The organism is Arthrobacter sp. NicSoilB11 (assembly GCF_019977375.1).
GTDB lineage: Bacteria > Actinomycetota > Actinomycetes > Actinomycetales > Micrococcaceae > Arthrobacter.
Map to the genome: position 1 here is coordinate 3,343,430 of NZ_AP024657.1, position 26,648 is coordinate 3,370,077.

General features: G+C 67.1%; 28 protein-coding genes. 15 read left to right on the top strand and 13 right to left on the bottom strand.

From position 1 onward, the window contains the following. Positions 1–130: 130 nt before the first annotated feature. Positions 131–1,204 (top strand): glucose 1-dehydrogenase, encoded by a 1,074-nt coding sequence (locus LDO14_RS15580; RefSeq protein WP_018768698.1) that lies wholly within the window; start codon positions 131–133, stop codon positions 1,202–1,204. Beyond that, positions 1,201–2,169, top strand: coding sequence for an aldose 1-epimerase family protein (locus tag LDO14_RS15585; protein WP_018768699.1), 969 nt, complete (start codon positions 1,201–1,203; stop codon positions 2,167–2,169). Before LDO14_RS15580 ends, LDO14_RS15585 begins: the two co-directional genes overlap by 4 nt. 121 nt (positions 2,170–2,290) lie before the next feature. Here the strand turns inward: LDO14_RS15585 and LDO14_RS15590 are convergent, their stop codons facing one another. Further along, the gene (locus LDO14_RS15590; protein WP_051081332.1) at positions 2,291–2,791 is read right to left on the bottom strand and encodes a MarR family transcriptional regulator; all 501 of its coding nucleotides are present in this window, start codon (positions 2,789–2,791) and stop codon (positions 2,291–2,293) included. 84 nt (positions 2,792–2,875) lie between these two features. On the opposite strand from LDO14_RS15590, the gene LDO14_RS15595 reads away from it, so the two are divergent. From LDO14_RS15595 to LDO14_RS15630, 8 genes are all read left to right on the top strand, one after another. After that, positions 2,876–3,343: a hypothetical protein gene (locus LDO14_RS15595; protein ID WP_018768701.1), complete on the top strand. Its 468-nt coding sequence runs from the start codon at positions 2,876–2,878 to the stop codon at positions 3,341–3,343. Then, positions 3,340–4,005, top strand: coding sequence for a gluconate 2-dehydrogenase subunit 3 family protein (locus tag LDO14_RS15600; RefSeq protein WP_018768702.1), 666 nt, complete (start codon positions 3,340–3,342; stop codon positions 4,003–4,005). Before LDO14_RS15595 ends, LDO14_RS15600 begins: the two co-directional genes overlap by 4 nt. Next, the gene (locus tag LDO14_RS15605; RefSeq protein WP_018768703.1) at positions 4,002–5,657 is read left to right on the top strand and encodes a GMC family oxidoreductase; all 1,656 of its coding nucleotides are present in this window, start codon (positions 4,002–4,004) and stop codon (positions 5,655–5,657) included. The genes LDO14_RS15600 and LDO14_RS15605 overlap by 4 nt, the downstream gene beginning before the upstream one ends. Before the next feature lie 2 nt (positions 5,658–5,659). Beyond that, the gene (locus LDO14_RS15610) at positions 5,660–7,450 is read left to right on the top strand and encodes a thiamine pyrophosphate-requiring protein (RefSeq protein ID WP_018768704.1); all 1,791 of its coding nucleotides are present in this window, start codon (positions 5,660–5,662) and stop codon (positions 7,448–7,450) included. 3 nt (positions 7,451–7,453) lie between these two features. After that, positions 7,454–8,560, top strand: a complete 1,107-nt coding sequence (locus LDO14_RS15615; RefSeq protein WP_018768705.1) for an enolase C-terminal domain-like protein — start codon at positions 7,454–7,456, stop codon at positions 8,558–8,560. Between the two features lie 42 nt (positions 8,561–8,602). Beyond that, positions 8,603–9,220: a hypothetical protein gene (locus LDO14_RS15620; protein ID WP_018768706.1), complete on the top strand. Its 618-nt coding sequence runs from the start codon at positions 8,603–8,605 to the stop codon at positions 9,218–9,220. Next, a complete protein-coding gene (locus tag LDO14_RS15625; RefSeq protein WP_018768707.1) occupies positions 9,220–9,975 on the top strand; it encodes a ZIP family zinc transporter in 756 nt (251 codons plus the stop codon). The genes LDO14_RS15620 and LDO14_RS15625 overlap by 1 nt, the downstream gene beginning before the upstream one ends. Before the next feature lie 63 nt (positions 9,976–10,038). Continuing rightward, positions 10,039–11,874: a glycoside hydrolase family 15 protein gene (locus LDO14_RS15630; RefSeq protein ID WP_018768708.1), complete on the top strand. Its 1,836-nt coding sequence runs from the start codon at positions 10,039–10,041 to the stop codon at positions 11,872–11,874. A gap of 5 nt (positions 11,875–11,879) precedes the next feature. Here LDO14_RS15630 and LDO14_RS15635 read toward each other — a convergent pair whose 3' ends face one another. The 4 genes from LDO14_RS15635 to LDO14_RS15650 form a co-directional block, all read right to left on the bottom strand. Continuing rightward, complete coding sequence (locus LDO14_RS15635; protein ID WP_018768709.1) at positions 11,880–14,321, bottom strand: hypothetical protein; 2,442 nt, start codon at positions 14,319–14,321, stop codon at positions 11,880–11,882. Between the two features lie 5 nt (positions 14,322–14,326). Continuing rightward, complete coding sequence (locus tag LDO14_RS15640) at positions 14,327–14,998, bottom strand: hypothetical protein (RefSeq protein ID WP_018768710.1); 672 nt, start codon at positions 14,996–14,998, stop codon at positions 14,327–14,329. 90 nt (positions 14,999–15,088) lie between these two features. Continuing rightward, positions 15,089–16,783: an alkaline phosphatase family protein gene (locus tag LDO14_RS15645; protein ID WP_223992436.1), complete on the bottom strand. Its 1,695-nt coding sequence runs from the start codon at positions 16,781–16,783 to the stop codon at positions 15,089–15,091. 31 nt (positions 16,784–16,814) lie between these two features. Continuing rightward, positions 16,815–17,837 carry a DUF6454 family protein gene (locus LDO14_RS15650; protein WP_018768712.1) on the bottom strand — a complete coding sequence of 341 codons (1,023 nt, stop codon included), beginning with the start codon at positions 17,835–17,837 and terminating at the stop codon, positions 16,815–16,817. Between the two features lie 278 nt (positions 17,838–18,115). Between LDO14_RS15650 and LDO14_RS15655 the strand changes: the two genes are divergently transcribed. Beyond that, a complete protein-coding gene (locus LDO14_RS15655; protein WP_018768713.1) occupies positions 18,116–19,204 on the top strand; it encodes a glycerophosphodiester phosphodiesterase family protein in 1,089 nt (362 codons plus the stop codon). A gap of 79 nt (positions 19,205–19,283) precedes the next feature. On the opposite strand, the gene LDO14_RS15660 is transcribed toward LDO14_RS15655, so the two are convergent. From LDO14_RS15660 to LDO14_RS15685, 6 genes are all read right to left on the bottom strand, one after another. After that, complete coding sequence (locus LDO14_RS15660) at positions 19,284–20,138, bottom strand: IS3 family transposase (RefSeq protein WP_018772269.1); 855 nt, start codon at positions 20,136–20,138, stop codon at positions 19,284–19,286. Next, positions 20,135–20,461 (bottom strand): transposase, encoded by a 327-nt coding sequence (locus LDO14_RS15665; RefSeq protein ID WP_018772270.1) that lies wholly within the window; start codon positions 20,459–20,461, stop codon positions 20,135–20,137. Before LDO14_RS15665 ends, LDO14_RS15660 begins: the two co-directional genes overlap by 4 nt. A 267-nt stretch (positions 20,462–20,728) precedes the next feature. Then, on the bottom strand, positions 20,729–21,550 hold the full coding sequence (locus LDO14_RS15670; protein WP_223992437.1) for an alpha/beta hydrolase: 822 nt from the start codon (positions 21,548–21,550) through the stop codon (positions 20,729–20,731). Positions 21,551–21,679: 129 nt separating this feature from the next. Next, positions 21,680–21,832, bottom strand: coding sequence for a hypothetical protein (locus tag LDO14_RS15675; protein WP_018768715.1), 153 nt, complete (start codon positions 21,830–21,832; stop codon positions 21,680–21,682). Then, the gene (locus tag LDO14_RS15680; protein ID WP_223992439.1) at positions 21,829–22,107 is read right to left on the bottom strand and encodes a hypothetical protein; all 279 of its coding nucleotides are present in this window, start codon (positions 22,105–22,107) and stop codon (positions 21,829–21,831) included. Before LDO14_RS15680 ends, LDO14_RS15675 begins: the two co-directional genes overlap by 4 nt. After that, positions 22,104–22,355 carry a hypothetical protein gene (locus LDO14_RS15685; protein ID WP_223992441.1) on the bottom strand — a complete coding sequence of 84 codons (252 nt, stop codon included), beginning with the start codon at positions 22,353–22,355 and terminating at the stop codon, positions 22,104–22,106. The genes LDO14_RS15680 and LDO14_RS15685 overlap by 4 nt, the downstream gene beginning before the upstream one ends. Positions 22,356–22,773: 418 nt before the next feature. On the opposite strand from LDO14_RS15685, the gene LDO14_RS15690 reads away from it, so the two are divergent. The 3 genes from LDO14_RS15690 to LDO14_RS15700 all read left to right on the top strand — a co-directional run bounded on the left by LDO14_RS15690 (position 22,774) and on the right by LDO14_RS15700 (position 24,326). Continuing rightward, positions 22,774–23,052 (top strand): hypothetical protein, encoded by a 279-nt coding sequence (locus tag LDO14_RS15690; protein ID WP_223992443.1) that lies wholly within the window; start codon positions 22,774–22,776, stop codon positions 23,050–23,052. Between the two features lie 84 nt (positions 23,053–23,136). Further along, positions 23,137–24,063 (top strand): multidrug DMT transporter permease, encoded by a 927-nt coding sequence (locus LDO14_RS15695; RefSeq protein WP_134164007.1) that lies wholly within the window; start codon positions 23,137–23,139, stop codon positions 24,061–24,063. 56 nt (positions 24,064–24,119) lie between these two features. After that, complete coding sequence (locus LDO14_RS15700) at positions 24,120–24,326, top strand: hypothetical protein (RefSeq protein ID WP_018768720.1); 207 nt, start codon at positions 24,120–24,122, stop codon at positions 24,324–24,326. Positions 24,327–24,410: 84 nt separating this feature from the next. Here LDO14_RS15700 and LDO14_RS15705 read toward each other — a convergent pair whose 3' ends face one another. Further along, positions 24,411–24,782: a hypothetical protein gene (locus LDO14_RS15705; RefSeq protein ID WP_144600892.1), complete on the bottom strand. Its 372-nt coding sequence runs from the start codon at positions 24,780–24,782 to the stop codon at positions 24,411–24,413. 171 nt (positions 24,783–24,953) lie between these two features. Between LDO14_RS15705 and LDO14_RS15710 the strand changes: the two genes are divergently transcribed. Further along, positions 24,954–25,664: a hypothetical protein gene (locus LDO14_RS15710; protein WP_223992445.1), complete on the top strand. Its 711-nt coding sequence runs from the start codon at positions 24,954–24,956 to the stop codon at positions 25,662–25,664. 24 nt (positions 25,665–25,688) lie between these two features. Here LDO14_RS15710 and LDO14_RS15715 read toward each other — a convergent pair whose 3' ends face one another. Next, on the bottom strand, positions 25,689–26,558 hold the full coding sequence (locus LDO14_RS15715; RefSeq protein ID WP_223992447.1) for a class II glutamine amidotransferase: 870 nt from the start codon (positions 26,556–26,558) through the stop codon (positions 25,689–25,691). Positions 26,559–26,648 lie beyond the last annotated feature (90 nt).

The window sequence follows — 26,648 nt, forward strand, 5'->3', positions numbered from 1 at the left end:
CGAAAGCCGACTGGCTGCCCGGCTGCTGAGCGGGCTCGATGGACGTTAGCGCTTGCTTCCCCCACACTGTTGCGTCATCGCAAATAAAGCGAGACACTGGCCACGACAACCACGGCTAAAGGGAGACATCATGCGTGCGCTGACAGTGACCCCGGGAGTCAAGGACTCCCTTCACCTGCGCGACATTCCGGAACCGGCAGCGGGTGAAGGACAAGTGCTGGTGGATGCCCTGGCGGTTGGCCTCTGCGGCACCGACGCCGAGATCATCGCGGCAGATTACGGCGAGGCTCCGCCGGGCCAGGACTACCTGGTGCTGGGCCATGAAAACCTGGGCCGGGTGCGGGAAGCTCCGCGGGATTCCGGCCTCGCCGAGGGAGACCTGGTGGTGGGCATTGTCCGCAGGCCCGATCCCGAACCCTGCAAAGCCTGCGCCGCCGGCGAGTGGGACATGTGCCTGAACGGCAAGTACACCGAGCACGGCATCAAAGGCCTGGACGGATTCGCGCGCCAGCAATGGCGCGCCGACCCGCAGTCCATAGTGAAACTGGAGGCGGGGCTGGAAGACGTGGGTGTGCTGCTGGAGCCCACTACCATCGTGGCCAAGGCCTGGGAACAGATCACCAGGATCGGGCAGCGGGCTTTCTTCGACCCTCATATCGCCGTGGTGACCGGAGCCGGACCCGTTGGCTTGCTCGCCGCACTTCTGGGCGTCCAGCAGGGCCTGGAAGTCCACGTCTTCGACATCGTCAAGGACGGGCCCAAGCCGGAGCTGGTCCGGGACCTCGGAGCCATCTACCACAGCGAATCACTGCCGGACTCCGGCCTGAAACCGAACGTCCTGGTTGAGTGCACGGGCGTCACCCCCGTGGTCCTGGACGCACTGCGCTGCCGCGCCCAGGACGCCATCACCTGCCTGACCGGCGTCTCGGGAACCGGGAACCAAACGGAAGTGGATGTCGGCGCCCTCAACCGCGAGGAAGTGCTGATGAACGGCGTGGTCTTCGGCAGTGTCAACGCCAACCGGCGCCACTACGATGCCGGCGCCAAGGCCCTGTCCTCTGCCAACCCCGACTGGCTGCGCCGCCTCATCAGCCGCCGGGTACCCCTCGAAAACTACGCTGAGGCCTTCCATCACAGGCCTGACGACGTCAAGGTTGTGCTGGACCTGCAAAAGTCCCGCGGCGGCAGAGGCGACCAGCGATGATTCCCCGCCGGGAACCAACAGAAGCCACCATCGACCACCGGCACCCGTCCGGGCTCCAGTACGAAATCCGGTACGGCGGGCAAACCGCGCACCTCACGGAGGTTGGCGGGGCATTGCGGGACTACCTGCTGGACGGCCGCACCTTGCTGGACGGGTATGGACCGGATGAGATGTGCACGGGCGCACGCGGTCAGTCGCTCATCCCCTGGCCGAACCGGATCAAGGCCGGCAGCTATGAGTGGGAAGGCCGTCGGCTCCAGCTTGACCTGAGCGAGCCGGACAAAGGCGGGGCCATCCACGGACTGACCCGCTGGCGGAACTGGAATGCCCCGGTTGTGGAGCAGACCGACGAATCCATCTCCTTCGCCTACACCCTGCACGCCTGCCAAGGCTGGCCCTGGGTCCTCGACTGCCGGCTGGACTATCAACTCGGTCCGGACGGATTGACGGTGCGGAGCACGGCGGTGAACCGGAGCGACTCGCCGTGCCCCTACGGGACTGGGGCGCATCCTTACCTCAGCACAGGAACGCTGCGCGCGGGCGCTATCGACACCGCCTTGGTCCAGGTGCCGGGGCGGACGTACCTGCCCGTGGATGAACGCGGCATCCCCACCGGGCACGAGCGTGTGGACGGCACAAAGTACGACCTGCGGGAACTCCAGCAACTTGGTGGCCGGCACATCGACGTGGCCTACACCGACCTTCTCCGCGGCGGGGATGGGCGCGCCCGCGTAAGGCTGCTGCGCCCGGACCGCTCCGGAGGAGTTGAGCTGTGGGTGGACGACACATACCCCTACCTGGAGATCTTCACCGGGGACACCCTCCCCCAACGGGACCGCCGCCGGACCGGGCTGGGCGTGGAGCCCATGACGTGCGCCCCTGACGCCTTCAACTCCGGCGAAGGCCTGATCACCCTGGACCCCGGGCAATCCCACACCGGACAGTGGGGCATCAAGCCAGCCTGAAGGATTCCCTCCGCCGATCCGGGTCCAGCAGAGAATACATCCCACTTTTGCCAACTATTGCGCAAACGCAAATATTGGGTTTCAATGAAAACATGGCTTGCCGCACCAGGATCCGGTCACGTCACGTACCGGCTCCCAACGTAAAGCGACCGTCGGAGGTACCCTGGCCACCGGCGGCGGCTGCGAAGGCCTCCAGCGCGGCGGCCAGCGCAGGACGCCGGCCCGCAGGCATCCTGGAAATCACCTCTGCGATGGCCTGCCGCCGGTGCTCCAACACGGAGTTGACCAGTTCCTTGCCCTTGCTGGTCAACTCCAACCGGATGTATCGGCGGTCCGCGGGGTCTTCACGGCGCTGCAGCAGGTCAGCCGCTACCAGCCGGTCGCAGATGCGGGTGGCATTGGATGCGTGCACGCCAAGCTCTGCGGCGACGCCGCCGAGGTTTTGTGGTCCGCGGGTATGGATAAGGACCAGCACCCGCAGCTGTGGCGTATTGACGATGTCCTCAACCTCAGCAACAGAGCGGGCCACCACGCGCAGAAGAGTGTCGGCGGCGCCCATCACCGCTTCGACTTCCCGACTTGAAGGTTCAGGGATCAACGCAGATCCGGCAGATGTATCCATGGGCACCAGTTTCCTCTAATGGTTGCTGTCCCGCAAAGTTTGCCAGCTTCCCTCGTCTGTTCGCAGGCGGCCCGAAGGAGAATCATGAAGACGCAACACCCGGCAGATCCGGTCCGCAGCACGGTGAATGGCATCGACCGGCTTGTACGGAATGTGCAGACGGGGAGGTTTGAGCGCTCCCTGTCAGGCCTGACGGCTGCCGGTGCCCTGGTCACGGCGGCGGAAATCTATCTGGAACATGACAAGGCCAGTTTCGGCAACAAGTGGATGTGGGTTCCCGTTGCCTTGGGCCCGCTGGGTGCCGCCGCGGGAGTAGCCGGCGTATTCAGCCGCCGCATGGCAAAGACCGCCCTCCCGCTGGCCAGCGCCGCGATCATTGCCAACGGGCTGCAAGGAACCTGGCTGCACCTGCAGGGCATCCGGCAGAAACCGGGCGGCCTGTCCAACCTGCGCTACAACCTGGAGATGGGTCCGCCGCTGTTCGCGCCGCTGCTGGTCACCCTGGTGGGCGGAATGGGGGTGTTGGCCTCCGTCCTGAGGCGGGAACCATGAGCAGCCTCCCACTGGACATGTCCGACGGCGGCGGCCGCTACCCCGGCTTCAGCACCCGCGCCCAGGCGGGCCATTGGGACCGGGCGACAGCCGCCGTCGTCGAGTCCCGCCTGGGTATGCCGCCGGACGTCCGTTTCTTCACGCCCGCAGAGGAGGCCGCAGCGCGCGCCCTCTTCGACCAGTTACTGGGCCAGCAGGGCGAGCCCCGGGTGCCGGTGGTGAACATGGTGGACGCCCGCCTGGCAGATGAGCAAACCGACGGCTGGCACTATGACAACATGCCGAGGGACGGCGAAGCGTGGCGGGCAACGCTCGCGGCGCTGGACCGTGAAGCGCACTCCCGTGCCGGCTCCACCTTTGCCGGCCTGGATCCAGAGCAGCAGGCCGGGCTCCTGCAGGACATCTGCAATCTGCACCGGGAACTCTGGCACGGCCTGCCGGCGGACCGGGTGTGGAGCCTCTGGACCCGGTACGCCTGCACCGCCTTCTACTCGCATCCCCTGGCCTGGGACGAAATCGGCTTCGCGGGACCGGCCTACCCGCGCGGCTACAAGAACCTGGGTGTGAACCGCCTGGAGCCGTTCGAGGTGCGCGACATCCGCCCCGATGCTGACCCCACCCACGGGCCAACCCACCACGCAGGCCACGGGGCAGACCGGTGAACAGGGTCCGCGAACGCAATGAGTCCGCGTGGCTGCTCCCTTCCGGACCCGGCAGCAACCTTCGGCTGCGGGAGAACATGCGGCGGTACGCCGAAACCGATGAGGTGGACATGGTCATCGTGGGCTGCGGAGCAGGAGGTTCCACGCTGCTGCAGCGCCTGGCACGGGCCGGGTGGCGGGCGGTGGCGTTGGAGGCGGGTCCGTTCTGGGAACCCGAGCAGGACTGGGTCAGCGATGAAGCCGGATCCCACCACCTGTACTGGACCGAACCACGGGTTATTGCCGGGACTGATCCCGTGCCATTGGGGTCAAACAACTCGGGCCGGGGGGTGGGCGGCTCCATGGTCCACTTCGCCGGGTACACGCCACGTTTCCACCCCAGCGATTTCCGGACCTTCACTGCTGATGGGGTGGGCGCCGACTGGCCTCTGGAGTACGCGGAACTGCGGCCGTTCTACGAAGACATCGAAGCGGAACTGCCGGTCGCCGGGGAGCGCTGGCCGTGGGGCGACCCGCACGGCTACCCGCACCGGCCGCATCCTGTGTCCGGCAACGGCGAGCTGTTCCTGCGCGGCGCCAACGCCCGCGGCATCACCGCGAAGGTGGGTCCGGTGGCCATCGCCAACGGCAGGTTCGGCAACCGGCCGCACTGCATCTACCGGGGATTCTGCCTCCAGGGCTGCAAGGTCAACGCCAAGGCATCCCCGCTGATCACGCACGTCCCGGACGCGCTGGCCCACGGCGCCGAAATCCGCCCCGACTCGATGGCCACCCGGATCGGCTTTGACGAACGCAGCGGGCTGGCAACCGGCGTCGAATATGTCCAGGGCGGTGTCACGAAGTTCCAGCGGGCCCGCCTGGTGGCCGTGGCCGGCTACTCGATCGAAACCCCGCGGCTGCTGCTGAACTCCGCCACGCCGCGCTTCCCGGACGGGATGTGCAACGACTTCGACCAGGTGGGACGGTACCTGATGGTGCAGGGCGCGCCCCAAACCGCCGGGCGGTTCCAGGCCGAGGTGCGGATGTGGAAGGCTCCTCCCCCCGAAGTCAGCACGGAGGACTTCTACGAAACGGACCCGGCAAAGCCATACAAGCGGGGATTCTCCATCCAGTGCGTGTCCCCGTTGCCCATTACCTGGGCCGAGCATGTTGCCGCGCAAGGGCACTGGGGGTCCACCCTCCGCCGCTACATGAGCGACTACCCGCACTGGGCCTGCCTGGGCGCCCTGTGCGAATTCCTCCCCCTGAAGGAGAACCGGGTAACGCTGGCTGACGAGACGGACCGGCACGGCATTCCCGTGGCGCGCTTCAGCTACGGCCAGTGCGACAACGACCGGCAGCTGATGTCCGCAGCACAGCAGGTCATGGAAGAAATCCTGACCGCTGCAGGGGCAGAGGAAGTCATCACCATCAACCGCTATGCCCACTTGGTGGGCGGGGCCCGGATGGCAGCCACCCAGGACGCCGGTGTGGTGGACCGGAACTGCCGCAGTTTCGCGGTACGCAACCTCCTGGTCACGGACGGCAGCGTGCTGCCCACCCAGGGCAGCGCCAACCCCGCCCTGACCATCATGGCGCTGGCGGCCCGCGCCGCCCGCGTCCTGGTCCAAGGCGCCCGCCGCGGCGCCACGATGAGCGCAAAGGAAGACTGATCATGGCAACCACAGTGGCCGACTGCCTGCTCGCACGCCTCGGTGAGTGGGGTGTGGACAAGGTCTTCGGTTTCCCCGGAGACGGTATCAACGGCATCCTGGCCGCCTTTGGCGAGGCCGGCAACCAGCCGAAATTCATCCAGGCACGGCACGAGGAGATGGCCGCGTTCGAGGCCGTGGGCTACGCCAAGTTCGGCGGCCGCGTGGCCGTGTGCATGGCCACCTCCGGGCCCGGAGCCATCCATCTGCTCAACGGCCTCTACGACGCCAAGCTGGACCACGTTCCGGTGGTGGCCATCGTGGGACAGACGGCACGCAGCGCCATGGGCGGCTCCTACCAGCAGGAGGTTGACCTGCTGACTCTCTTCAAGGACGTGGCTTCCGACTACGTCCAGATGGTGACCGTCCCCCAGCAGCTGCCCAACGTCATCGACCGCGCCATCCGGATCGCGGAGGCCCAACAGGCACCCACCGCTGTGATCATCCCGGCCGATGTGCAGGAACTCGAGTATGCCGCCCCCACCCACGACTTCAAGATGGTCCCTTCCAGCGTCGGTGTCCGCTGGCCCGACATCCAGCCTGACACCGACTCGATCCGCGGTGCCGCGCAACTCCTGAATGAAGGCTCCAAGGTGGCCATCCTGATCGGACAAGGGGCGCGGGGCGCGGCCGCGGAGGTCCGGGAAGTGGCTGAACTGCTGGGAGCAGGGGTGGCCAAGGCGCTGCTGGGCAAGGACGCCCTGCCCGATGACCTTCCCTACGTCACCGGCTCCATCGGGTTGCTGGGCACCCGCCCCAGTTACGAGATGATGCGGGACTGCGACACCCTGCTCACGGTGGGATCCAGTTTCCCGTACACGCAGTTCCTGCCTGAACCGGGCCAGGCGCGTGGCGTGCAGATCGACGTCGACCCCAAGATGATCGGGCTGCGCTACACCAACGAATTCAACATCGTCTCCGACGCCGCTGCCGCCCTGCGCGCCCTGATTCCGCACCTGGCCCGCAAGCAGGAGCGGTCCTGGCGGGAAAACCTGGAATCGAACATCAGCCGCTGGTGGGAAACCATGCACGACGAAGCCATGGTCAGCGCCAACCCGGTCAACCCCATGCGGCTGTTCGCCGAACTCTCCACCCGGTTGCCGGCGGACGCGATGCTCAGCGCCGATTCCGGCTCCTCAGCCAACTGGTACGCGCGGCAGCTGAAGTTCCGGGAAGGCGTCCGCGGCTCGCTGTCCGGTAACCTGGCCACCATGGGCCCCGGTGTGCCCTACGCCATCGGCGCCAAGTTCGCCTTTCCGGCCCGGCCCGCCATCGCCTTCGCCGGGGACGGCGCCATGCAGATGAACGGGCTGGCGGAGCTCATCACGGTGAAACACTACTGGCGCGAATGGAATGATCCCCGGCTGGTGGTGGCCGTCCTGCACAACAATGACCTGAACCAGGTCACCTGGGAAATGAGGGCCATGGGCGGGGTGCCGGCCTTCCGCGAGTCCCAGGCCCTGCCCGACGTCGACTACGCGGGTTTTGCGGAGAGCCTGGGGTTGCAGGGCATCCACGTTGAGGACCCCGACGACGTGGGGCCGGCCTGGGAGAAGGCCCTCGCCGCGGACCGGCCCACCCTCCTGGACGTCCGCACCGACCCCGATATTCCGCCGATCCCGCCGCACGCCACCTTTGAACAGGCGCGGAAGACCGCGGAGGCCATGGTCAAGGGTGACGACAGCGCCTGGGGCGTGGTGAAGGAAGGGGTCAAGACCAAGATCCAGGAATTCCTGCCGCACAAGGAGGGCTGAACCGTGTCCGCCGCCGCCACCCCGGTCACCGCCATCCGGGCAAGCGCCTTCACGGTTCCAACCGACGCACCCGAAGCGGACGGCACCTACAGCTGGGACTCCACCACCCTGGTCCTGGTGGAAGCGGACGGCGGCGGGAAGACCGGGTTGGGCTGGACCTACGCCCCGGTGCCGGCGGCGGCCCTGGTGGAAGGCCTGCTGGCCCCGGCCGTCCAGGGCATTGACGTTTTGGACGTGCCGGCCGCGGCAGCTGCGATGGCGCGGACGGTGCGCAACCCTGGCCGGACCGGCTTGGCATCCTATGCCGTGTCCGCCGTCGACTGTGCCCTGTGGGACCTGAAGGCCCGGCTGCTGGAGGTGCCGCTGCATAAACTCCTGGGCGCTGTCCGGGATTCCGTGGCCGTGTACGGCAGCGGCGGGTTCACCACCTACTCCGACGACCAGCTGCGGGACCAGCTCCAGGGCTGGGCCCAGGGCCAGCACATCCCCCGGGTGAAGATCAAGATCGGCCAGGACGGCGGGACGCACGTCGCGCGGGACCTGGAGCGCATCCGCCAGGCGCGTGCCGCCATCGGGCCCGGCACGGAACTGTTCGTGGACGCCAACGGTGGCTACAGCGCCAAGCAAGCGGTCCGGGTCATGCGGGAAGCAGCAGATGAGCACGTCACCTGGTTCGAAGAACCCGTCTCCAGCGACGACCTCGCCGGACTGCGGGCGGTGCGCGCCGCCGTCGACGCCGACGTGGCCGCCGGGGAGTACGGAACGGGACTGGTGTACTTCCGGCGCATGTGCAGCGCGGACGCCGTCGACTGCCTCCAGGCCGATGTCAGCAGGTGCGGCGGGATCAGCGAATGGCTGCGCGTGGCCGCCGTCGCGGCCGCCCACGGACTGGAAATCTCAGGCCACTGCGCACCCCACCTCAGTGCCGCCGTCGCCGCAGCCACCCCTAATTCCCGGCACCTTGAGTGGTTCCACGACCACGTCCGGATCGAAAACCTGTTCTTTGACGGAGCGCTTGACCCGGACGGCGGATGGGTATGGCCGTCGGATGTCCCCGGCAACGGGCTGGCCTTCCGCGCTGCCGACGCCCGCCCTTACCGGGTCCAGTAAAAGCAGGTACCCGCCAACCATGACAGGACCGAAAGGAAGCCCATGAGCACCAGCCCAGGCAACGCGAACCCCTCCGGGGCAAAGCCACTTGACCCTGACCCCACAGGCCAGGATCCGAGCGCCGAGGACCCCGGCGGGAGGCATAAAGCGCTGCTGCAGGCGGTGATCTTCGAGGTCGCACGGGAGACCGAAGGCCGGGGGCTGGCGGATATCCGGGACATGCTGCAGTCAGGTTTCGCGCGCGCCGGCGTGGCGGCACCTACCAATGCATGGCTGGACTCGGTGGCTTCCGCGGCGTTCTATGGAGAGCCGTACATCATCGACCTCCCCGCAGCCCTGGCGGCGGAGGGTGCAGTGCCCGCCCCCAACCAGGAGGTACGGGAACGGCTGGCCGTACGCCGGGAGCTGCGGCAGGAACAACTGCCGTCGGGGATCTTTCCTCCCGCGTCGGCCTGGGAGTTGGATGAGAACGACGCCACCGGCAGAAGGCCGGAGCCGGGCCCCGACGCCCGGGCCGTGCTGGAAAGCACCCGTGCGGCGCGGCGGATGCTTGCCGTGGCGGCGTCAGGCGCGGCCGCGGGCCTGGCCTTTGCGGCGGTCCGGGCGGCGAGGAACGCACGGCGCTGGAGAAGCGGGCGTTCGACGGCGGGTGGTGCCTAATGCCGGCATGGCTGCAGGCATGGATGTGGGGCACCATCGCCGGCGGGGCGCTGGTAGTGGGATGCGCGCTGGCGTGGAAATGGAAGATCCCGCCAAAGGTGGTGTCCTCTGTGATGTCGTTCGGCGCCGGTGTGCTGATTTCTGCGCTGTCGTTTGAGCTCGTGGAGGAGGCCGTCAACGGCGGCGGACTGTGGCCCACCATCGCCGGGTTCGCCAGCGGCGCCCTGGTGTATGTGGCTGCCAATGCCGTGTTGGCCAGCAAGGGCGCGAAGCATCGGAAACGGTCGGGCGGCAAGCAGCCCTCCGAAAAGGAAAAGCCGGGCAGCGGGACGGCCATCGCCATCGGCGCGCTGCTGGACGGCATCCCGGAATCGGTGGTCCTGGGGGTGGGGCTGGTGACAGCGGGCGCGGTCAGCCCTGCCATGCTGGCCGCCGTCTTCATCTCCAATGTCCCCGAGGGACTGTCCAGCACAGCTGGGATGAAAAGGGCCGGCCGCGGGCCTGGCTACGTGTTCGGCGTGTGGGGCGGCATCGCCGTCCTCTCCGGTTTTGCCGCGCTGGTCGGGTTCCTGGTCCTGCAGAACGCCCCCGGGGAACTGGTCGCCTTCATCACCGCCGTTGCGGCCGGCGCCATCCTGGCGATGCTCGCCGACACAATGATTCCCGAGGCCTTCGAGGAGCACCACCTGCTTACCGGCCTGATCGCCGCCGCGGGATTCCTGGCGGCATTCACCGTGGACCAGGTGGGCGGATAGCTTCCCGGCTTCCCAACTGGCGGGAAGCCGCACCATGTCGGATACGAAACCCCGGAGGAACAGATGGCAAGGATCGAAGACTATGCGATCATCGGTGACCTGCACACGGCTGCATTGGTGGGCCGCAGCGGGTCCATCGACTGGATGTGCATGCCAAACTTCGATTCACCGGCATGCTTCGCGGCCCTGCTGGACTCGCCGGAGGCGGGGCGGTGGCGGCTGGACTCGCCGGAGGCGGGGCGGTGGCGGCTGGCCCCGGCCGGAGCCGGTGACTGCACCCGGCGGCGCTACCGGCCCGGCACGCTGATCCTGGAGACGGAATGGGACACGGCGGATGGAAGCGTCAGGGTAACGGACTTGATGCCGGTCCGCGATGGTTCCGCTGACGTGGTGCGCATGGTGGAGGGCCTGAAGGGGAGCGTTGCCATGCAGGGCGAACTGTCCCTGCGCTTCGATTACGGCCGGATCGTTCCGTGGGTCCGGCGGACCAGCCACGGCATCAGCGCCATCGCGGGCCCTGACGCCGCCTACCTCAGCACCCCCGCGCCGCTGGAGGGCAAGGACATGCGGACCGTCAGTGAATTCACCGTCAACGCCGGTGACCGCATCCCGTTCGTCCTGCGCTGGGCACACAGTTACAAGGCCGTCCCGGACCAAACCGAGCCGGAGAAGGCGCTGGCCTCCACGCAGGAGTATTGGGAGCAATGGACCGGCCGGAACTCCATGGCTGGCGACTACAAAGACGCGGTGGAACGGTCCCTGATCACCCTCAAGGCACTTACCTTCGCCCCGACCGGAGGCATCGTGGCCGCCGCAACCACCTCATTGCCTGAGAACCCCGGGGGCAGCCGCAACTGGGACTACCGCTTCTGCTGGCTGCGGGACGCCACCCTGACGCTGCAGTCCCTGCTGGCCTGCGGCTACAAGGATGAAGCAGCAGCGTGGCGGGAATGGCTGCTGCGTGCGGTGGCCGGCAACCCCGCGGATTTGCAGATTATGTATGGGCTGGACGGGACACGCCGGCTGCCCGAGGCCGAGCTGCCGTGGCTTGGAGGGTTCGAAGGTTCCAAGCCTGTCCGGACCGGCAACGCCGCGGCCCCGCAGCTGCAGCTGGACGTGTGGGGAGAGGTCCTGGACGGCCTGGCCCTCACCCGGGCCGCGGACCCCGGCACCACGGATGATTCCTGGGATATCCAGGTGGCGTTGATGGAGTTCCTGGAGGGCGCGTGGGACCAGCCGGACAACGGGCTCTGGGAGATGCGGGGGCCCCGGCGCCATTTCACCCATTCCAAGGTCATGGCCTGGGTGGCCGCGGACCGGATGGTCAAGGCCGTCCAGGAATCCGGCCTTCCCGGACCCGGGGGGCGCTGGGCCGCACTGCGCAAGCAGATCCACGACGACGTCATGACGCACGGCTTCGACCAAAAACGCAACACCTTCGTCCAGTCCTACGGCAGCAGCGAACTCGATGCCAGCCTGCTGCTGATCCCCCGCGTCGGGTTCCTTCCCCATGACCATCCCCGCGTCGTGGGCACGGTGGACGCGGTCCAGAAGAACCTGACCGAGGACGGGTTCGTCCTGCGGTACCACCCCGAGGCCAGCAATGACGGGCTGCCTGGCACCGAAGGCGTCTTCCTGGCATGCTCCTTCTGGCTCGCCGACGCGCTGCTGGGCATCGGCCGCCGGGACGAGGCCGTGGACCTGTTTGAACGCCTGCTTTCGCTGCGCAACGACGTGGGCCTGCTCAGTGAGGAATGGGACCCCCGCAACAACCGCCAGCTGGGCAACACGCCCCAGGCATTCAGCCATTTCCCGCTCATCCACTGCGCCCTCCAGCTGCAGCACGGCCCGCACCATAGCAATATGCCGCTAAAGGAAAGGCATGCTGGCCTGAAGTGAACGGCTCAGCCTGCGCTGGAAGTGGGGATTGGTGCGGGGGTCCCCCCTCCGCCGGAATCCACGGTGGGTGCCGGCGTTGCCTCGTCAACGGACGACGTCGGCTGCCCGCCTTCCCCGTCCTGGCCCGCCGGCGCTGTGGCCACCTCAGTCGGAGCCGGGTTGGGGGCGCCGGCCGGGGCCGTCGGCTGGGCCGGGACGCTGGGTTCGGTTTGGGAACTGGACGTCGTGGGCCCCGGGGAGGGTCCTGCTGATGCCGGAGATGTCGGCCCGGAGGACGACGTCCCGGAAGTGCCCTTAACGATGGCCGTAATCTGCTCCTTGTAGCCGTTCAACGTGGCCTGGATATCGGAGAGCGGCACGTCCTGGAGATTCCGGCCGTACTCGGCGATCTGCGCCCACAACGCCTCGAGCTGCTGCTTGCTGGCCGGATCCAGCGGCCCGTCCAGGGTCAGGACCAGCTGGCTGGCCAGGGCGTAGGCCAGGCAGTCCAGGCAGTTGTAGTTCGCCGCCGCGGAGAGGTTCTGCGGGACGATGACGTCCGCCTGCCCCACCACCAGGACCACCTGGAATCCGACAGCCACCGCGGCGCAGCCCGTGCAGTTGGCGAACGCATAAGCCTCGTTGGTGGTGGTGACGGGATTGCCGTCCTCGGCCCACACCAGCGCGAACGCCACGCTGTACGTCACCGAGCCGTCGGTGGTGTTGACCGCGAGCGCCTGGTTTCCGTCGCCCTCCGGGGCGGCGGGCCGGTCGAACGGGAACACCCAGGACGGCGCCGCAGCGGAAGAAGCGCCGCCGGTGGAGGACGCCCCGGTACCAGAGGCATCTGCGGGTACCAGCACCATGCTCAGCTGCGGGTTGTCCCGCGTGGGCTTGGTGGCGCCGGCCGGCCACAGCGCAACGGTCTGCCCGGTTGCTCCCTGCCGGAGCGCCCCGCGCTCACGCTGGGGAAGGATTGCGCGGGTGGCGTCCCCCAGTGTCCCGCGTTCGTAAGCTTGGACCGGACGGTAGGTCCCGCCGTCGGGCCACCATGCCCAGGCGAGCCCTGCCAGAAGAGCCGCGACGGCGGCCATGGCAACGGTGCGCTGCACCGCCTTGCCGCGCGTTTTCTGCCACAGCCCGGTCACCAGCTGCCGCAGTAGCCGCACCACGATGTACAGCACGCCCAGCACCGGCACGGCCACCACAACAACCGCCAGTGCCCGCACCGCCGCGCCCAAAACGTCGCCGGACGACAGACTCGCCGCCAGCATTTCCTGCTGCTTGACCGCACTCGCCCAGCCCGTCGCCAGCAGCCGCGGCAGGGAAAGCACCATCATCACCATGCTGAACAGCAGCACCGGAACGGTCACCAGGACCCAGACGGTGACCACGGCCCGGGCCCAGGGCTTGAGCACCTTGCTTTCAGGGTTGCCCCACCGCCACGGAAGGATCCCCAGGAGGGTGGGCTTGATCCGCTGGAAAAGGTCGGGCACGCCGGTGGCGTCGGCCAGGATGTGGTAGCCGTCGTACTTCACCAGCGGGATCAGCTGGCGGACCATCTGCAGGATCTGCGTGACCACCACCAGCAGCAGCGCATCAAAGCCGGTAGCCCACCACAGTCCCATGATGGCCACTGCCACGATGGCGTTGAAGTACAGGCCGCCCAGGTCCGTGCGGATCCGGCCGCCGCGGCCCAGCCGGTATGAGTCGGTCACGTCCGTGAAGAACGCGGGCCACAGCAGGTACAGCCCGGCGCCCATTGCCCCGGGTGTTGCCCCGCCCTTGCGGGTGGCGGCGGCATGGCCGAATTCGTGGAAGCCGGCGGAGAGGATGGTGACGGCGAGGATCAGCAGCAGGAGAGCGGGCTGGGCAAACGCCTCGTGGGTGGCCGAGCCCAGGCCCTTGACCATGAGCACCCACCAGCAGGCGGCCAGGAACGCCGCCGTTACTGCCACCACGATCAGCGGGTTGAAGAGGACAGCGAACGGGGCCGTGATCCTGCGGGTGCGTTGGGGGTCGGACACGATATAGCGGAACCGCAGGCCCAGCAGCGGGTTGGCCTTCCTGACTTCGGGCTGGGTGCCGTCGGCGAGCCGGAGGAGGCCCATCGGGAGCAGCTGCGAATCCATCAGGGTGCGCACGTTGTCCGCGCTGACCAGCCGTCCGGAGCCTTCGCTGACGCGCCGGGCGATGCCCTCAAGGTCCCGCGTCCCGTCGGCGGCCTCCAGCACCAAATACAGGAGCCTGGTCAGCTGCAGGGTCTGGCCGTCGGCGCGCCGAACCAAGGCGGGCGGTTCGCGGTAGCCGGATCCCTCGGCGGGGCCAAGCAGCTGCACACCGTCGGCCAGGGCTGGAAGGTGGCCGCCCGCCGTCGAGCTGCCTTGGTCCGGCGGGTCCTGGGCAAGGGTGGCGCGTGACGACGGCGGGCCCGCCTCGGGAGGCGGCCCGCCGTGGGTTTGGGTCATCTGCCTTACTGCTGCAGGTCGGACTGCTGATCGGCCGTGGCGTTGGCCTCGCCGTCGATGTGCTGCGAGATGGTGGCGCTCTGGTCCGAGATGGCGTAGGCCTGGCTGTCGATGGAGCCGATGTTCGCGGCCACCGCCGCGTCGATGGGAGCGGCAACGTTGGCGTTGGCGGCCACGGCACCGTTGATGGGTGCCGCGATGGCGGCGTCGGCGTCCAGGTTTACATCGACGTTCAGAAGGTTGCCGTTCAGGGCGCCCGCTGCATCCGTCAGCCCGCCGGTGCCCGAGGGGACCGTTACCGAACCGGACGTTCCGTCCGTGGTCCCGTCCGTGGTTCCGGTATCGGTGGTACCCCCGTCAGCGGTGCCATCAGCCTGGCCGATGACGCTGTCCTGCGTGGAGTCCGCATTCGCGTCGGCAGTGATGCCCTGGTCAATGGCGGCGTCCTGGCTGGACAGTGCCTGCGCGTCCGAGCCGAAGGACAGGATGTTGGCCGAGGCTGCTGCGTCGATCGGTGCCGCCACGTTGGCGTTGGCGGCTACGGCCAGGTCGATGGGTGCTGCGGCGTTGATACCAAGGTCCAGGTCAGCGTTCAGGTCCAGGACCGATGCAACTTCCTTGTCCGGAAGCGCGGTGGCCTGTTCCGACATCAGTTCTTCATCAGTGAGGGGACGCATTTCATTGTCCATGCTTGAGAGACCTCCGGTGCGGCGCGGGTGCTCTGCCCCCAGCGGACAGCCCGCGCCACACAATAGTAAGCATGATTATTAGTTTTGTGCAGAGGGAAGAGGAATATGGCTGACCGAGTCAATGGCTCCGGTTTGTTCGTTGAGCAGGACTTTGTCGTTGCGCTGGTGGTGGAAGTTGAACATGGCACCCAGCGAACCCGCAGCGGCGTCAGCGGAGGCATCGCCAATCCGGCCGGTGTTCCAGTTGTCCTCGATGAAGCGAAGGATGGAGGCCTGGTCCGTTTCGGTGTGGTCCACGAAGTTCTTCTTCGCATACGGGGAGATGACCACCAGCGGCTGGCGGGGGCCCGGGCCGCAGCGGTCTGCGTAGCCACCGGCCATGGGGACTCCGCTGGCCGCGGCGTCCTGGCACCAGGCGGCGTCATCCGCGGTGTTGGATGAGTTCTTCACCTTCGCGGCCACGTGGTCGTACCAGCCGTCGGAGTCGTCGTAGGCGAGCACGACGGCGGTGTCGTCCCAGTTCTTGGACTGCTGGATCTGGTTGACGGTGGCGGTGATGAAGTTTTGCTCGTCCACGGGGTCGGAGTAGGCGGCGTGGCCGTCCTGGTACATGCCGGCCTTGAGGAAGGACACGGCGGGCATATTGTCCGTATTTAGCACCTTGGTGAAATCGGTCAGGTCGTACTGGTGGTTGGCCTGCCCGTTGTGCCCGATTTCCGCGTCCGTGGCTGGCGCCAGGTGGTGCGGGTTGGCGGTGGAGGCGTAGTACTGGAACGGCTGGTGGTGCGGGGAGTAGTCCGTCACGCCGGCACCGGCGGCGTTGGTGTGCGTGGACAGGCACGACGCCGGTCCGGTGGCCGTCGCGGGGGTGGTGGGCGTGAACCCGCCCTGGAACCAGCCCCAGGAGACGCCCTTGGTGGTGAGCAGGTCGCCGATGTTGGTGCCGGTCATGCCGGCCAGGTTGTTCGCCTTGGCGTGGCTGTTGTTGGAGCAGTCGTCGTAGACGGGGTCGGGGTCGTTGATCACGGTCCCCACCCCGTTTGCGTCGGGCTGGCGGACGGCGGTGCTCCCGGTGGCCGGAGTGGCAGCGGGCTGTCCGTCTGCGGTGTATTCCTTGGCGCCTTGGGTCTGCCCGGACACCAGATTGAGGGCGCCCGGGGTGGAGGGGCCGAAGACGGTGCTGAAGTGGTTGTCGCTCATGGAATAGTTCTGGGCGTAGTTCCAGATGCCGGTCACGGTGTTGCCGTCGTAGTAGTCCATGGTGAGCCCGGGGCGCCCGTACTGGTTGGTGCCGCAGGCGTCCCGGCTGGTGTACTGGACGAACTTGTCCATGAGCCCGCCGTTGAAGGCCTTCTGTTCGGCGTTGTACCCGTGGTCCTGGTCGCAGGTGACGGCCTGCATCGGGGAGAGCCGGGCGGGCTGGATGGAATTGGGGTTGTTCGGTGCCAGCAGCCCCGCGTTGGCAAGGGTGTTGATGTCCTTGGGCGTGTCCTCGGAGGCTGTAAAGGCGGCCGTCGGCGCGCCGGAGCCCTGCTGGGTTTCACCTGGGGTGTTGGCGGCGTTGGGGTAGGTGGCGAAGTAGTGGTCAAAGGAGACGTTTTCCTGGAAGATCACCACCACGTGTTTGATGGGCGTCGCGGTGTTATCGCCTGCGGTGGCGGGCGCCGCGCCGAGGCCGAAGAGCCCGGCCGTCAGTGCCGAGGCAGCCAGGGCCGTGGCGCCGGTGGCCGCGGCCACGCGCCTTGGTGTGGACCGTCGTCGTGATTGGGGCATGGTTGAATCCGTTCGTTCCTGGTGCTGCGGGCTACGGGGCGGGGGTGACGGTGGCTTCGTAGGTGAGGATTTCGGTGCCATTGGCTTCTTCGCCGTTGTCCGGGGCCACCGTCATGGTGAGGTGGCCGCCGTCGGCGGTCATTTTGAAGGGATTGCGCGTGGCCACGTGGCCTGCTGAGGACCACTGCTGGAACGGCACGTCGCGGCTCACGCTGCGGGACTTCAGGTCGATCATCGCCATGCCGCCCAGTTCGTAGGTGGCACCGGTGCCGCCGGCGGCCGGGGTCTGCGGGAGGTTGGTGATCCCGCCGCAGAGCATTTTGGAGTCGGGCACGTACTGGCAGTCCTGGTAGTCGATGAAGTAGTTGGGGTTTTCCCAGGTGGAGAGCTGCTTGCCCTGGAGGTCCCATTCCGCGAACCGGCGCGATCCCCAGGTGTTGCCCACAAGGTGGCCGGTCTTCTTGTCCATCACGACGCCGCCGAAGTGGTCTGCCACTTCGAACTGCTTGTGCACGTCCAGGGTGGTGGCGTCCACCCGGTAGATGATGGCACTGCTGTCGGGCCGGTACTGGGCCACGGGGACCCAGACGTTGGTGCCGTCAAAGTCGATGCCGCCGGGGTGGTACATGTCCCCCTCGCCCAGGATGATGTCCTTCTGGAGGTTGCCGGCCCTGTCCATGACGAAGAGGTGGCCGATGCCCTTGCCCGGGGTGCGGTCGAATCCTCCCTGCGGAGTGGGGAACTTGGTGGTTGGCTCGGTGATCTGGACGGCCGACAGGAAGATGTGGTCCGCGCTGTAGGCCATGCCCTCGGTGTGGTAGGTGGGGAAATTCAGCTTCAGCTTGGAGGTCTGCTGCCACTTGGTGCCCCGGTCCACGCCGGTGAAGGCTTCGGCCAGGGCGGTGTCGGCTTCCTTATGGTCGCCGGATTCGTTGCCGGCCTTGGCGTTGCTGTTGCCTGCTGCCTGGGCGACGGCGGTGCCGCCGAGTGCCGACGCCGCCAGGATGATGGCTGCGGCGGCCGTGAGAATGCCTCGGGTAGGGGACGTGCTCATTGGGGGAGCCTCTCAAAGATGGGTCGTAGCAAGAGGTCCCCAAGTTACTTAGCGGTAATTAATGCCTGTTGGCAGGTAGGTGAACGCCAGATGGCGTCATGGATCACGTTCCAAAGGCAGGCGTCTGGGCTGGTCAGCCGGTTGGAGCAGCGGGTTTCCCGTTCGCGCGACGGCCACGTGCAGTTTGCCTGGGCGTCGCCGGACATTTGCCGTGGGTGGGAACAGTGGCGAAGGCCCCGCCCCGGGGCCCCCCTCCCCCACATTTGGAGACTTGTCTGATGAAGTATGCAAAGCTGCTGACCGCAGCCGCCGTGTGCACCGGCCTGGCCATGGGAACATCCCTCCCGGCCCACGCAGCGGACACCAACCCCAACGGCACCGAAAACCACTTTGACCTCCAGGCCCACCGCGGCGGGATCGGCCTGACGGTCGAGTCCACGCTGGCGTCCTTCGCCAAGGGCATCGAAACGGGCGTGTCCACCCTCGAACTGGACCTGCAGATCACCAAGGACGGCCGCGAAGTCATCACCCACGACCGCAAGATCAGCGGCCAGAAGTGCCAGGACACCGCACCCGTCACCCCCGGGGATCCGCAGTTCCCCTACGTGGGCAAATACATCAAGGACCTCACGTTCGCCCAGGTCCGCAGCCTTGATTGCGGCTCAAAGACCCTGCCGCAGTTCCCCGGCCAGCAGGCTTCCCCCGGCGCCAAGATGCCCACCCTCGCCGAGGTCTTCGACCTGGCCAGGCAGTACCGCGCCAGCCAGGTCAAGTTCAACATCGAGACCAAGGTGGAGGCAGGGGCTCCCGAGCAGACGGCGCCGCGTGAACAGTTCGTGGACGTGGCCCTGCGTGAGATCAACGCCGCCAACATGGCCGAGCGGGTGTCCATCGAGAGCTTCGACTGGGGCGCCCTGCGCGTGGTGAAGGAACGCCAGCCCGGTATCCGCACGGTGGCCCTGACCAACAAGGACTTCCTGCAGGCCGGCATGCCCGGCGCCTCACCCTGGCTGGGCGGCATCGACGCCGACGACTTCGGCGGTGACCTCGTCGATGCAGCCGCGTCCCTGGGCTTCGACGCCGTCTCGCCGGTTCACGGCACACCGCAGAACGGAACCGTCACCGATCCCGGCTACGTCCCGTACGTCACCGTGGACATGGTGAACCGGGCCCACGCCAAGGGAATGCAGGTCATCCCCTGGACGGTGGACGACAAGCCCACCATGCGCGCCCTGATGGACGTGGGTGTGGACGGGCTCATCACCGACTACCCCAACGTGCTGCGTGACGTGATGGCCGAACGGTCGCTGAAGCTGCCCAAGCAGTACACGCTGGAACCCGGAGCATCAGCAACGGCAGCGGGCTGAACCTCTCCGCACCCGCAGAAGGCCCCCGTTCCGGAGTTTCTGAACTGCTCCCCGGAAGTTGGACTGACTAAATAAGAGCCTAAGCCGCGAGGGTCTGGGTCCGGTATTGCACCGGGCTCAGGCCCTTGAGCTTTGTCGAGATTCTTTCGGTGTTGTACCAGCGGATGTATTCGTGCAGTGCCCCTGCCAAGGCGTCGGTGCTGAGGTATCGCACGTGGTGGAAGAGCTCTTCCTTAAGGTGGCCGAAGAAGTTTTCCATCACGGCGTTGTCGTAGCAGTTGCCCTTGCGTGACATCGACTGGCTCGCGCCGGCTTCCTGTAAGAGTTTTCGCCACGAGACGTGCTGGTACTGGAAGCCCTGGTCCGAATGCACGAGTGGCTGCTGGTTATCCTCAAGGCAGGCAAGGGCCTGGCGCAGCGAATTATTGGTGAGCTCCAGATTCGGAGACGGGCTGATCGAGTAGGAGATGATCTGCCGGTCGAAAAGATCCATAACCGGCGAAAGGTAGAGCTTACGGTCGCCGACGCTGAACTCCGTCACATCCGTTACCCACTTCCGGTTCGGGGCATCAGCCTCGAACTCCCGGTTCAACACGTTCGGAGCAACCCGGCCCTGCCCGCCCTGGTAGGAGTTATAACGCTTCTTCCGCCGGACCTTGCACACCAGATTCAGGGACCGCATGAGCTTCAGAACGGTCTTTTTCGCGACCGTCCACCCTTGCTTGACCATCTCGGTGTGGACCCGCCGGTGCCCGTACCGGCCATGGTTCTTCTCGAAAATTTCCCTGACAGCGGCCTTGATGAACTCCTGCGGATCAGGGCCTTGGATGCGTGCCTGATGATAGAAGAACGTCGATCTGGCAAGAGATGCTGCCTGCAGCAGGACCGGAAGCGGGAAGTCAGCCTTGAGAGCGATGAGGGCTTGGACCTTCACCGTCGTTCCTGCGCCCTCAAGGCCCGCAATTTTCCCAGGTAAGCCACTTCCGCCCGCAACCGTTCGTTCTCCCGCCGTAACCGCTCCAGTTCCGATACCTCGGCCGGCTGCGGGGCATCAGGTGCCTTAGGCCTGCCCTTGGACTTGGGACGTAATGCGTCCGGGCCCTCGCGGCGATACGCCCGGGCCCACGTCTTCAGTAGCGTGGGCGAGGACAAACCCACCTCCGCCGCGAGATCCGGGGCAGTCTCACCGGCGATAAACCGTTCAACCAGCGCGAGCTTGAATTCGAACGAGTACACCTGTTTCGTCGGCTTGGCCACCAGCGCTCCTCGACCATGGATCTTCCACCGCCGATAGAGAACCCTTATCGGCGGGCGGGACACCCCTAGCAACGTCGCCGCCGCACTATCCGCGATGCCCTTCTCAAACCACGCTACAGCGGCCTCACGCTGAACCTCAGACAACGAACTACGTGCATGCATAAAACTGCTCCCCGGAAGTCGGAACTGAATTTCTCAGTCCAACTTCCGGGGAGCAGTTCATTTCCGGGACGGGGGCCTTCTACGGTCCGCGGCCGGCGCCGGGAACTAACTCCGGGCGAGCCCCAGGATCCCCGCCGCGGTCCCGGCAGCGCCACCGTGCTGGACGATGTGCGGCTTGCCGGGAATTTCCAGGAAGGTGCCGTTGGGGACCGTCGCGGCCAGCTTCTCGCACCAGTCCCTCGGGGCGATGGGGTCGCGTGAACCTCGGACCACAAGGACCGGCTGGCTCACCAGGGCCAGCCGCGCGTCCAGGTCGTAGCCCATCATGACGGGCAGCTCGGTCAGGTACCAGCGGAGCCCGGACCGGATGTAGTCGGTGAAGACGATGGCATTGCCCAGCGGGCTCTCCTTCAGCCCGTCCAGGCCAAGGGCCAGGGACTGCTCCAGGACGGTCCGGCGGGTCGGATCCACTACCGGGCCCAGCAGCGCCACATGGGACACCAGGTCCGGCCGCTGGACCGCCAGCTCGGTGGCGAACTGGGTGCCCATGGAGTGCCCCACCACCACGGCGCGGGAAACACCCATCTTTTCCAGCACCGCAGCCGTGTGTGCGGCGTAGTGGGCCACGGACAGCTGCCGGTCCGGGGTGGGGGTGCCGCCGAAGCCGGGGAGGTCCACGGCGTAGGTGTCCCCGTGCCGGGCCAGCAGCGCCTGCAGCCGCCGGTAATAGCGGTGCGACATTCCGATGCCGTGCAGCAGCACGAAGACCGGTCGCGGGGAACCCGCAGGGCCGGCAAGGAAGTACACGTGTGAGGTCAGTCCGCCGGCGGCGACAATCCGGGGCGTAAGGCAGGGCCGCATGCCGGGCAGGTGCATCGGGCGGCGCGCGGGTTCAGCGGCGGGTGGTTGGTCGGTTGCGGCGTGCACCGGCAGTCCTTTTCAAGTTCAAATCCATCGAGCGGTTCCTACCCTAAAGTGGCCAGCGCGGCAGGTGCGCTATGGACGGTGACCTGCGTGTCGGCGTCGAAGGTCCGCGGCGTGCCCATGCGCCGGTTCCTAGCTGTTGCCGGTGTGGACAAGGCTGTCCAGGTCCAGCTGCTGGGCAGGCGCGTCGGCCAGGCCGGCGGGCGTGAGGTCAAAATGCTCGACGGCGGCACGGGCTTCGCGGGCGGCAGCGGGGCCGTGCGGGGTATGGGTGTTGTTCATCATGGGTGTGAAATTCCTTGCGTTTCATGCGGAATGGGGGTGTGCGCGGGAAGCGCCGCCACGTGCTCTGCCGTGGTCTCCAGGACCCGGGAATGGCGGCACTGGGAACAGTGGATGGCCACAGCAACTGTTGAGGCGCGGGGGTTCAGGACGGGCGGCGAGTCAACGAACAGGTGGAGGTCCGTGTCGCAGTGGGAGCACCACGGGCGTTTTCCGTGGGGCTGGAGGGTGTGCCTGGGCACGTAGCTGTTGGAGGCCTGGGTGACGAGGACTGTCACACCACGGCCCGGTAGCTGCACAGGATGTAGTCGGCGGCCGCCGGTCCGGTCATGCGCAGGCAGGCGTCGGGGCGGACGCGTCGGCTCATCGCCTCAAAGAAGACGTGCTCGTCCTGCGGCTCCTGCTGGGACAGGTTGCACCAGCTGGTGTAGAGGCCGTACAGGGTGTCGTCGTCAAGGCCGCTCCCGGAGTCGTGGTCCGGGCAGGTGGCTTCGGTGAGGAACTGGTCGAACTGTGATTGCGCCATGGTGGCTCTTTTCAAACAAGGTGCAGTTGTTCGCCGTTCGGCTACAGCGGTTCAAACCCGGAGCCTTGCACAGTGCACCGGGCGGGTTTGCGGGGAGCTGTGAGTGCCCGGCAGGGAAAATCAAACGTGGGGTGGGAGGAGAAGGGGGGACATGTAGTTCTCCTGGGATATGTGTGAGCGGCCGTAGCGGCCATGCAAACTCTGATCCCTTGACTAAAACCATGTCGACAATTTCTCTACACTGTAGACTTTAGGTGTAGACCCAGTTATAAGCAAGCTGGGGGCGGCGTGGCGCACGGCGAGGTATGGGCCGATTTCCAGGCCGAAAGGAATGCCGGGAGCGGACCCATCCAGGGCACCCGCGGCTACGAATGCAGCATGTGTGAGCATACGGCCGCACCCGGCTGAAGGGCCAAACATGAGCGCCCCGAATCATCGACAATTCCTGTCCGAATGCCTTGTCCCCGTCCCCGCGAAGCAGCCGGGCCTCAGCGACGACGAGGTGTACGGGCTGTACCTGAGCTGGTGCCTGCTCAATGCCCGGAAGCCCGGCCCCACCGCATCGCTGTGGGCAGCGGTGCGGCAGGAAGGGTACCTGCAGCAGCACCGCGGCGGCCGGAACGAGTGGCCCGATTTGTGTATGACCGGCCCTGCGGCCGTGGACTACATCCTCGCCAGCCGGCCCAGCCTGCTGTAGCCGGGCAAGCTGTAGACGGAAAAGGCCCGACGGCGGGTGGCCGCCTGGGTGGGTAGCTGCGTCCGTGTTGGGTAAGGTCTGATCATGATCCAGCAGGCTGCGGCCGTGTCCGCGCTGTCGTCCTACCACTGGCTGGGCATCCCGATTGCCGCGGCCGGCGCCGTCCTGCTTGCCTTGGGAACGCTGTTCCAGCACCGTGCCGTGGAAGACCAGCCGGCTGCAGCCGGGCGCGCGGCGGGCAGCATGGGCGGCGGACGCCTGCAGGCCCTGGTCCGGAGGCCGGTGTGGCTGGCCGGGACGGGGATGCTCGGCGCCGCCATCCTCCTCCAGCTCACCAGCCTGCGGTTCTCGCCCCTGATCGTGGTGCAGCCCATCGGCGCCATCGCCCTGGTGGTCACCACCCTGGCAACGGCCCGGATGACCCGCCGGTCCCCCGGGCGGCGGGCCCTCACCGCGGTGGCGTTATGCGTTGGCGGCGTGGGTGTGTTCGTTGCCGTGGCGGCGCTGTCCGCGGAGGACGTGGAGGTCAGCGACCGGCACTTGATCACCATCCTGATCGTGCTCGCCGTGGTCCTGGCCGGTGTTGCCGTGGCCTTCGCCTTATGGCGCCACCGGTCGGGTGCCGTGGTGTTCACCGCCGGTGCCGGGATCCTCTTCGGGTTTGTCGCGGCCCTGGCCAAGACCGTCATCGCCCGTCTGTTCCAGGGCGACTTCGAGTGGTTGTCGCTGACATGCCTGGCAGGCCTGCTCATCGCCGCCCTGGCCGGCAGCTTCCTGGTCCAGAACGCCCACACAAGGGGAACCCCCGAACTCGTGGTGGCCGGCCTGACCGTCATCGATCCCCTCGTCGCCGTCGCCATCGGCATCACCATCCTGGGCGAGGCCGACGCAGCACCCCCGCTGGCCATCGTCCTGTTCCTCCTGTCCGGGGCCACCGCCGTCGCCGGCGTTTTCCTGCTGGCCACGGTCAAGAAGCCGCCTACGGCGGCGCGTGCCTCGGTTCGTGGTTGAATGACCACTGTGCCCCAGAGCACAGTCAGGACCCATCCGAGCACCAGGAGGACACTATGGCTGGAATCAACGCAAAGTTCGACAAGGAGTACCTCGACAAGGGCATCGACGAATTGGCGAAGGCGCCCGTGGAGGCGCTGAAGGGATTGTCCGAAAGCGACGCGCAGAAGCTCAAAGAGGCGCTGAACATCAAGACCGTCAAGGACCTGGGCACCAACAAGTTCTTCCTCTGGGCGCATTCCGTCGCCAAGCTCGCGGAGTAGCGGGCACCATCCATCCCTTCAGCAAACACACGAAAGCTCCCGGCGCAGGCCGGGAGCTTTCCTGTCTTTGGGTGCCTACCGCACCTAGCCGGCCTTCACGGCGTCGGCAGCGCCGGCGAAAAGCCGGATACGGACTATCCGGACCACCACTCCCAGCAGAACCAGGCCGATTCCCAGGGCCATGAGGCTCCACACGGGCACGGAATCGGAGTCGATGGTCCGGTAGCACGTGGCCGCGGCCCCTCTGCCGGCCTCTTCCAGGTCAGCCAGTTCTGCGGCGCGGCTGTTGGGAAGCAACGGGCTGCCGCAGAGCGGGCCGGACGGCTGCAACCCGATGACGAAACCAAGGATGTACACGTCGAATCCCGCGGCGACAATCCACAGCCACGTCCGCTGCTGCCAAAAACCCAGTTTGCCGGCAGGAACAGGCTTCGCCCGGGGATCACGCATCTTCATAGGCCGAGCATAATCCGCGTCCCGGATAAAGGTAGGGATAAAGGTGGAGGACCGGCATTCAGCATTTCCCCAGCCTGCGGTCCTACAGTGAACCCTGCCGGTCCAACCCGTCGGGTGGACCCACGCGCAAATTTGGAGGAACACACCGTGGTGAAGCCATCAATTCCGTCAATGAGGGCCCGCATCGGCGTCGGAGCGGCAGCAGTCCTGGCCGCCGGTGCCATGGCCGCCGCGGGCGTGGGTGCCGCGTCCGCATCCCCCAGCCCAACATCCGTGTCTGCAACCTCAACCACAGCATCCAGCGACGTCAAGGCAGCAAAGGGCGCCGGCGGCCTGAAGGCCTTCCTGACCCTGAACGCTGACAGCCCGCAGGCCGCCGGGGACCGTGCGGCGGAAGCAGCCGCGGCGCTGGTCAACCACCCCAAGCTTTTCGCCAAGCTCCCCGCTGCCCTCCAGGCGGACGTGACAGCCCTCAAGGACGCCGCCCCCGCGGACCGCGTTAAGGATGCCTACAAGATCAAGACCACCGCCCTGTCCGGCGGATACGGTGCCGAGATCCAGAAGCGTGCCGAAGCGCTGGAGAAGGCAGCCACCGGCCTTGCCGGCCTGCGCCAGGAGCTGCGCACCGCGTTCAACTCGGACAATCCCGGCGCCGGGCTCCAGAAGGTGGCCGACCAGCTCATCAACCACCCCAAGCTGTTCGCCAAGCTCCCGGCCAACCTCCAGGCGGACCTGACCGCACTCAAGAACGCCGCCCCGGCGGACCTGGATGCCCAGGCGAACAAGATCAAGGACACCGCCATCAACGGCGGCTACGGTGCCAAGGTGCAGAAGATGGCCCAGGCGCTGGCGAAGAAGGCTGCCGCGGCGCCGGCCACGTAAGCCGCGCCTTCCGGAGATACACCGTCAGGACATTTGCGACGCCGCCGCGGACGGTTCCAGGTCCGCGAGCGTGAGCGGGTGGGCCGGTTGGTCCCGGAAGGGGAAGGTGGACGTCACCGCCAGGTCCGGGCCAACATGCACCAGCTCCCCCGGCGCCATGGGACGCCAGCCGGGGTTCTGGTTCATCCGCTTGGTGGCGAAGAGCACGGAGCGGGACTCGGCCAGTTCGGTGCTTCGGGAGTGGATCCTGGGGCTTCTGGCGTCCAGAGGTGCCACCGGAGCGGGTTCGGTGAAGGGGTCCCGTTCCAGCACGTACAGCGGGTGGGTTGCCGGGTAGCGGAGCGCCCAGAGGTCGGTGGCCGTCGTGACAATGATGTTCAACGCCAGGACGGGCAGCTCGGCGGCCACCCAGCCCACCGCCCGGGAGATGCCCTCGGCCACATCCCCGCCGGCCCTGCGGCTCTCTGCCGTGATGAGGGCGAAGAGCCGCTCACTGTCGGTCTGGCCCCGCACCAGTTCCGCCACGCCGAACTCACGCAGCCGCGCGTCGAGCCGGTCGAGTCCGTGGAAGGCACCGTTGTGGGCGAACAGCCGGCCGTCCTGCTCGAACGGGTGCGTGTTCACCAGGGTGTGCGCGCCGGTGCTGGCGTACCGGACGTGGGCCAGGAAGGTGGTGCTCCGCAGCTCCCTCGCCTCCCGGGCGAAGGCGTGGTCCTCCCATGCGGCGAGCGGCCGTTTGGTGACCCGCGGGCCGCCGTCGGGATCGAACGTGCCGATCCCGGCGCCGTCGGGCTCCTTCCTGCTCTGCTCGGACAGGCTGTCCGGGGCGTCAAGGAGCCAGAAGGTGGCGCGGACGGGCCGGTATCCGGCATGCAGCCCGAACAACCGGCACATGGAGCGCTCCTCCCGACAACGGGCTAGTGGCGGGATGTGTGATCCATGGCCTGATAGCGGTCGTAGCAGTCACGGGAGCAAAATAGCGCG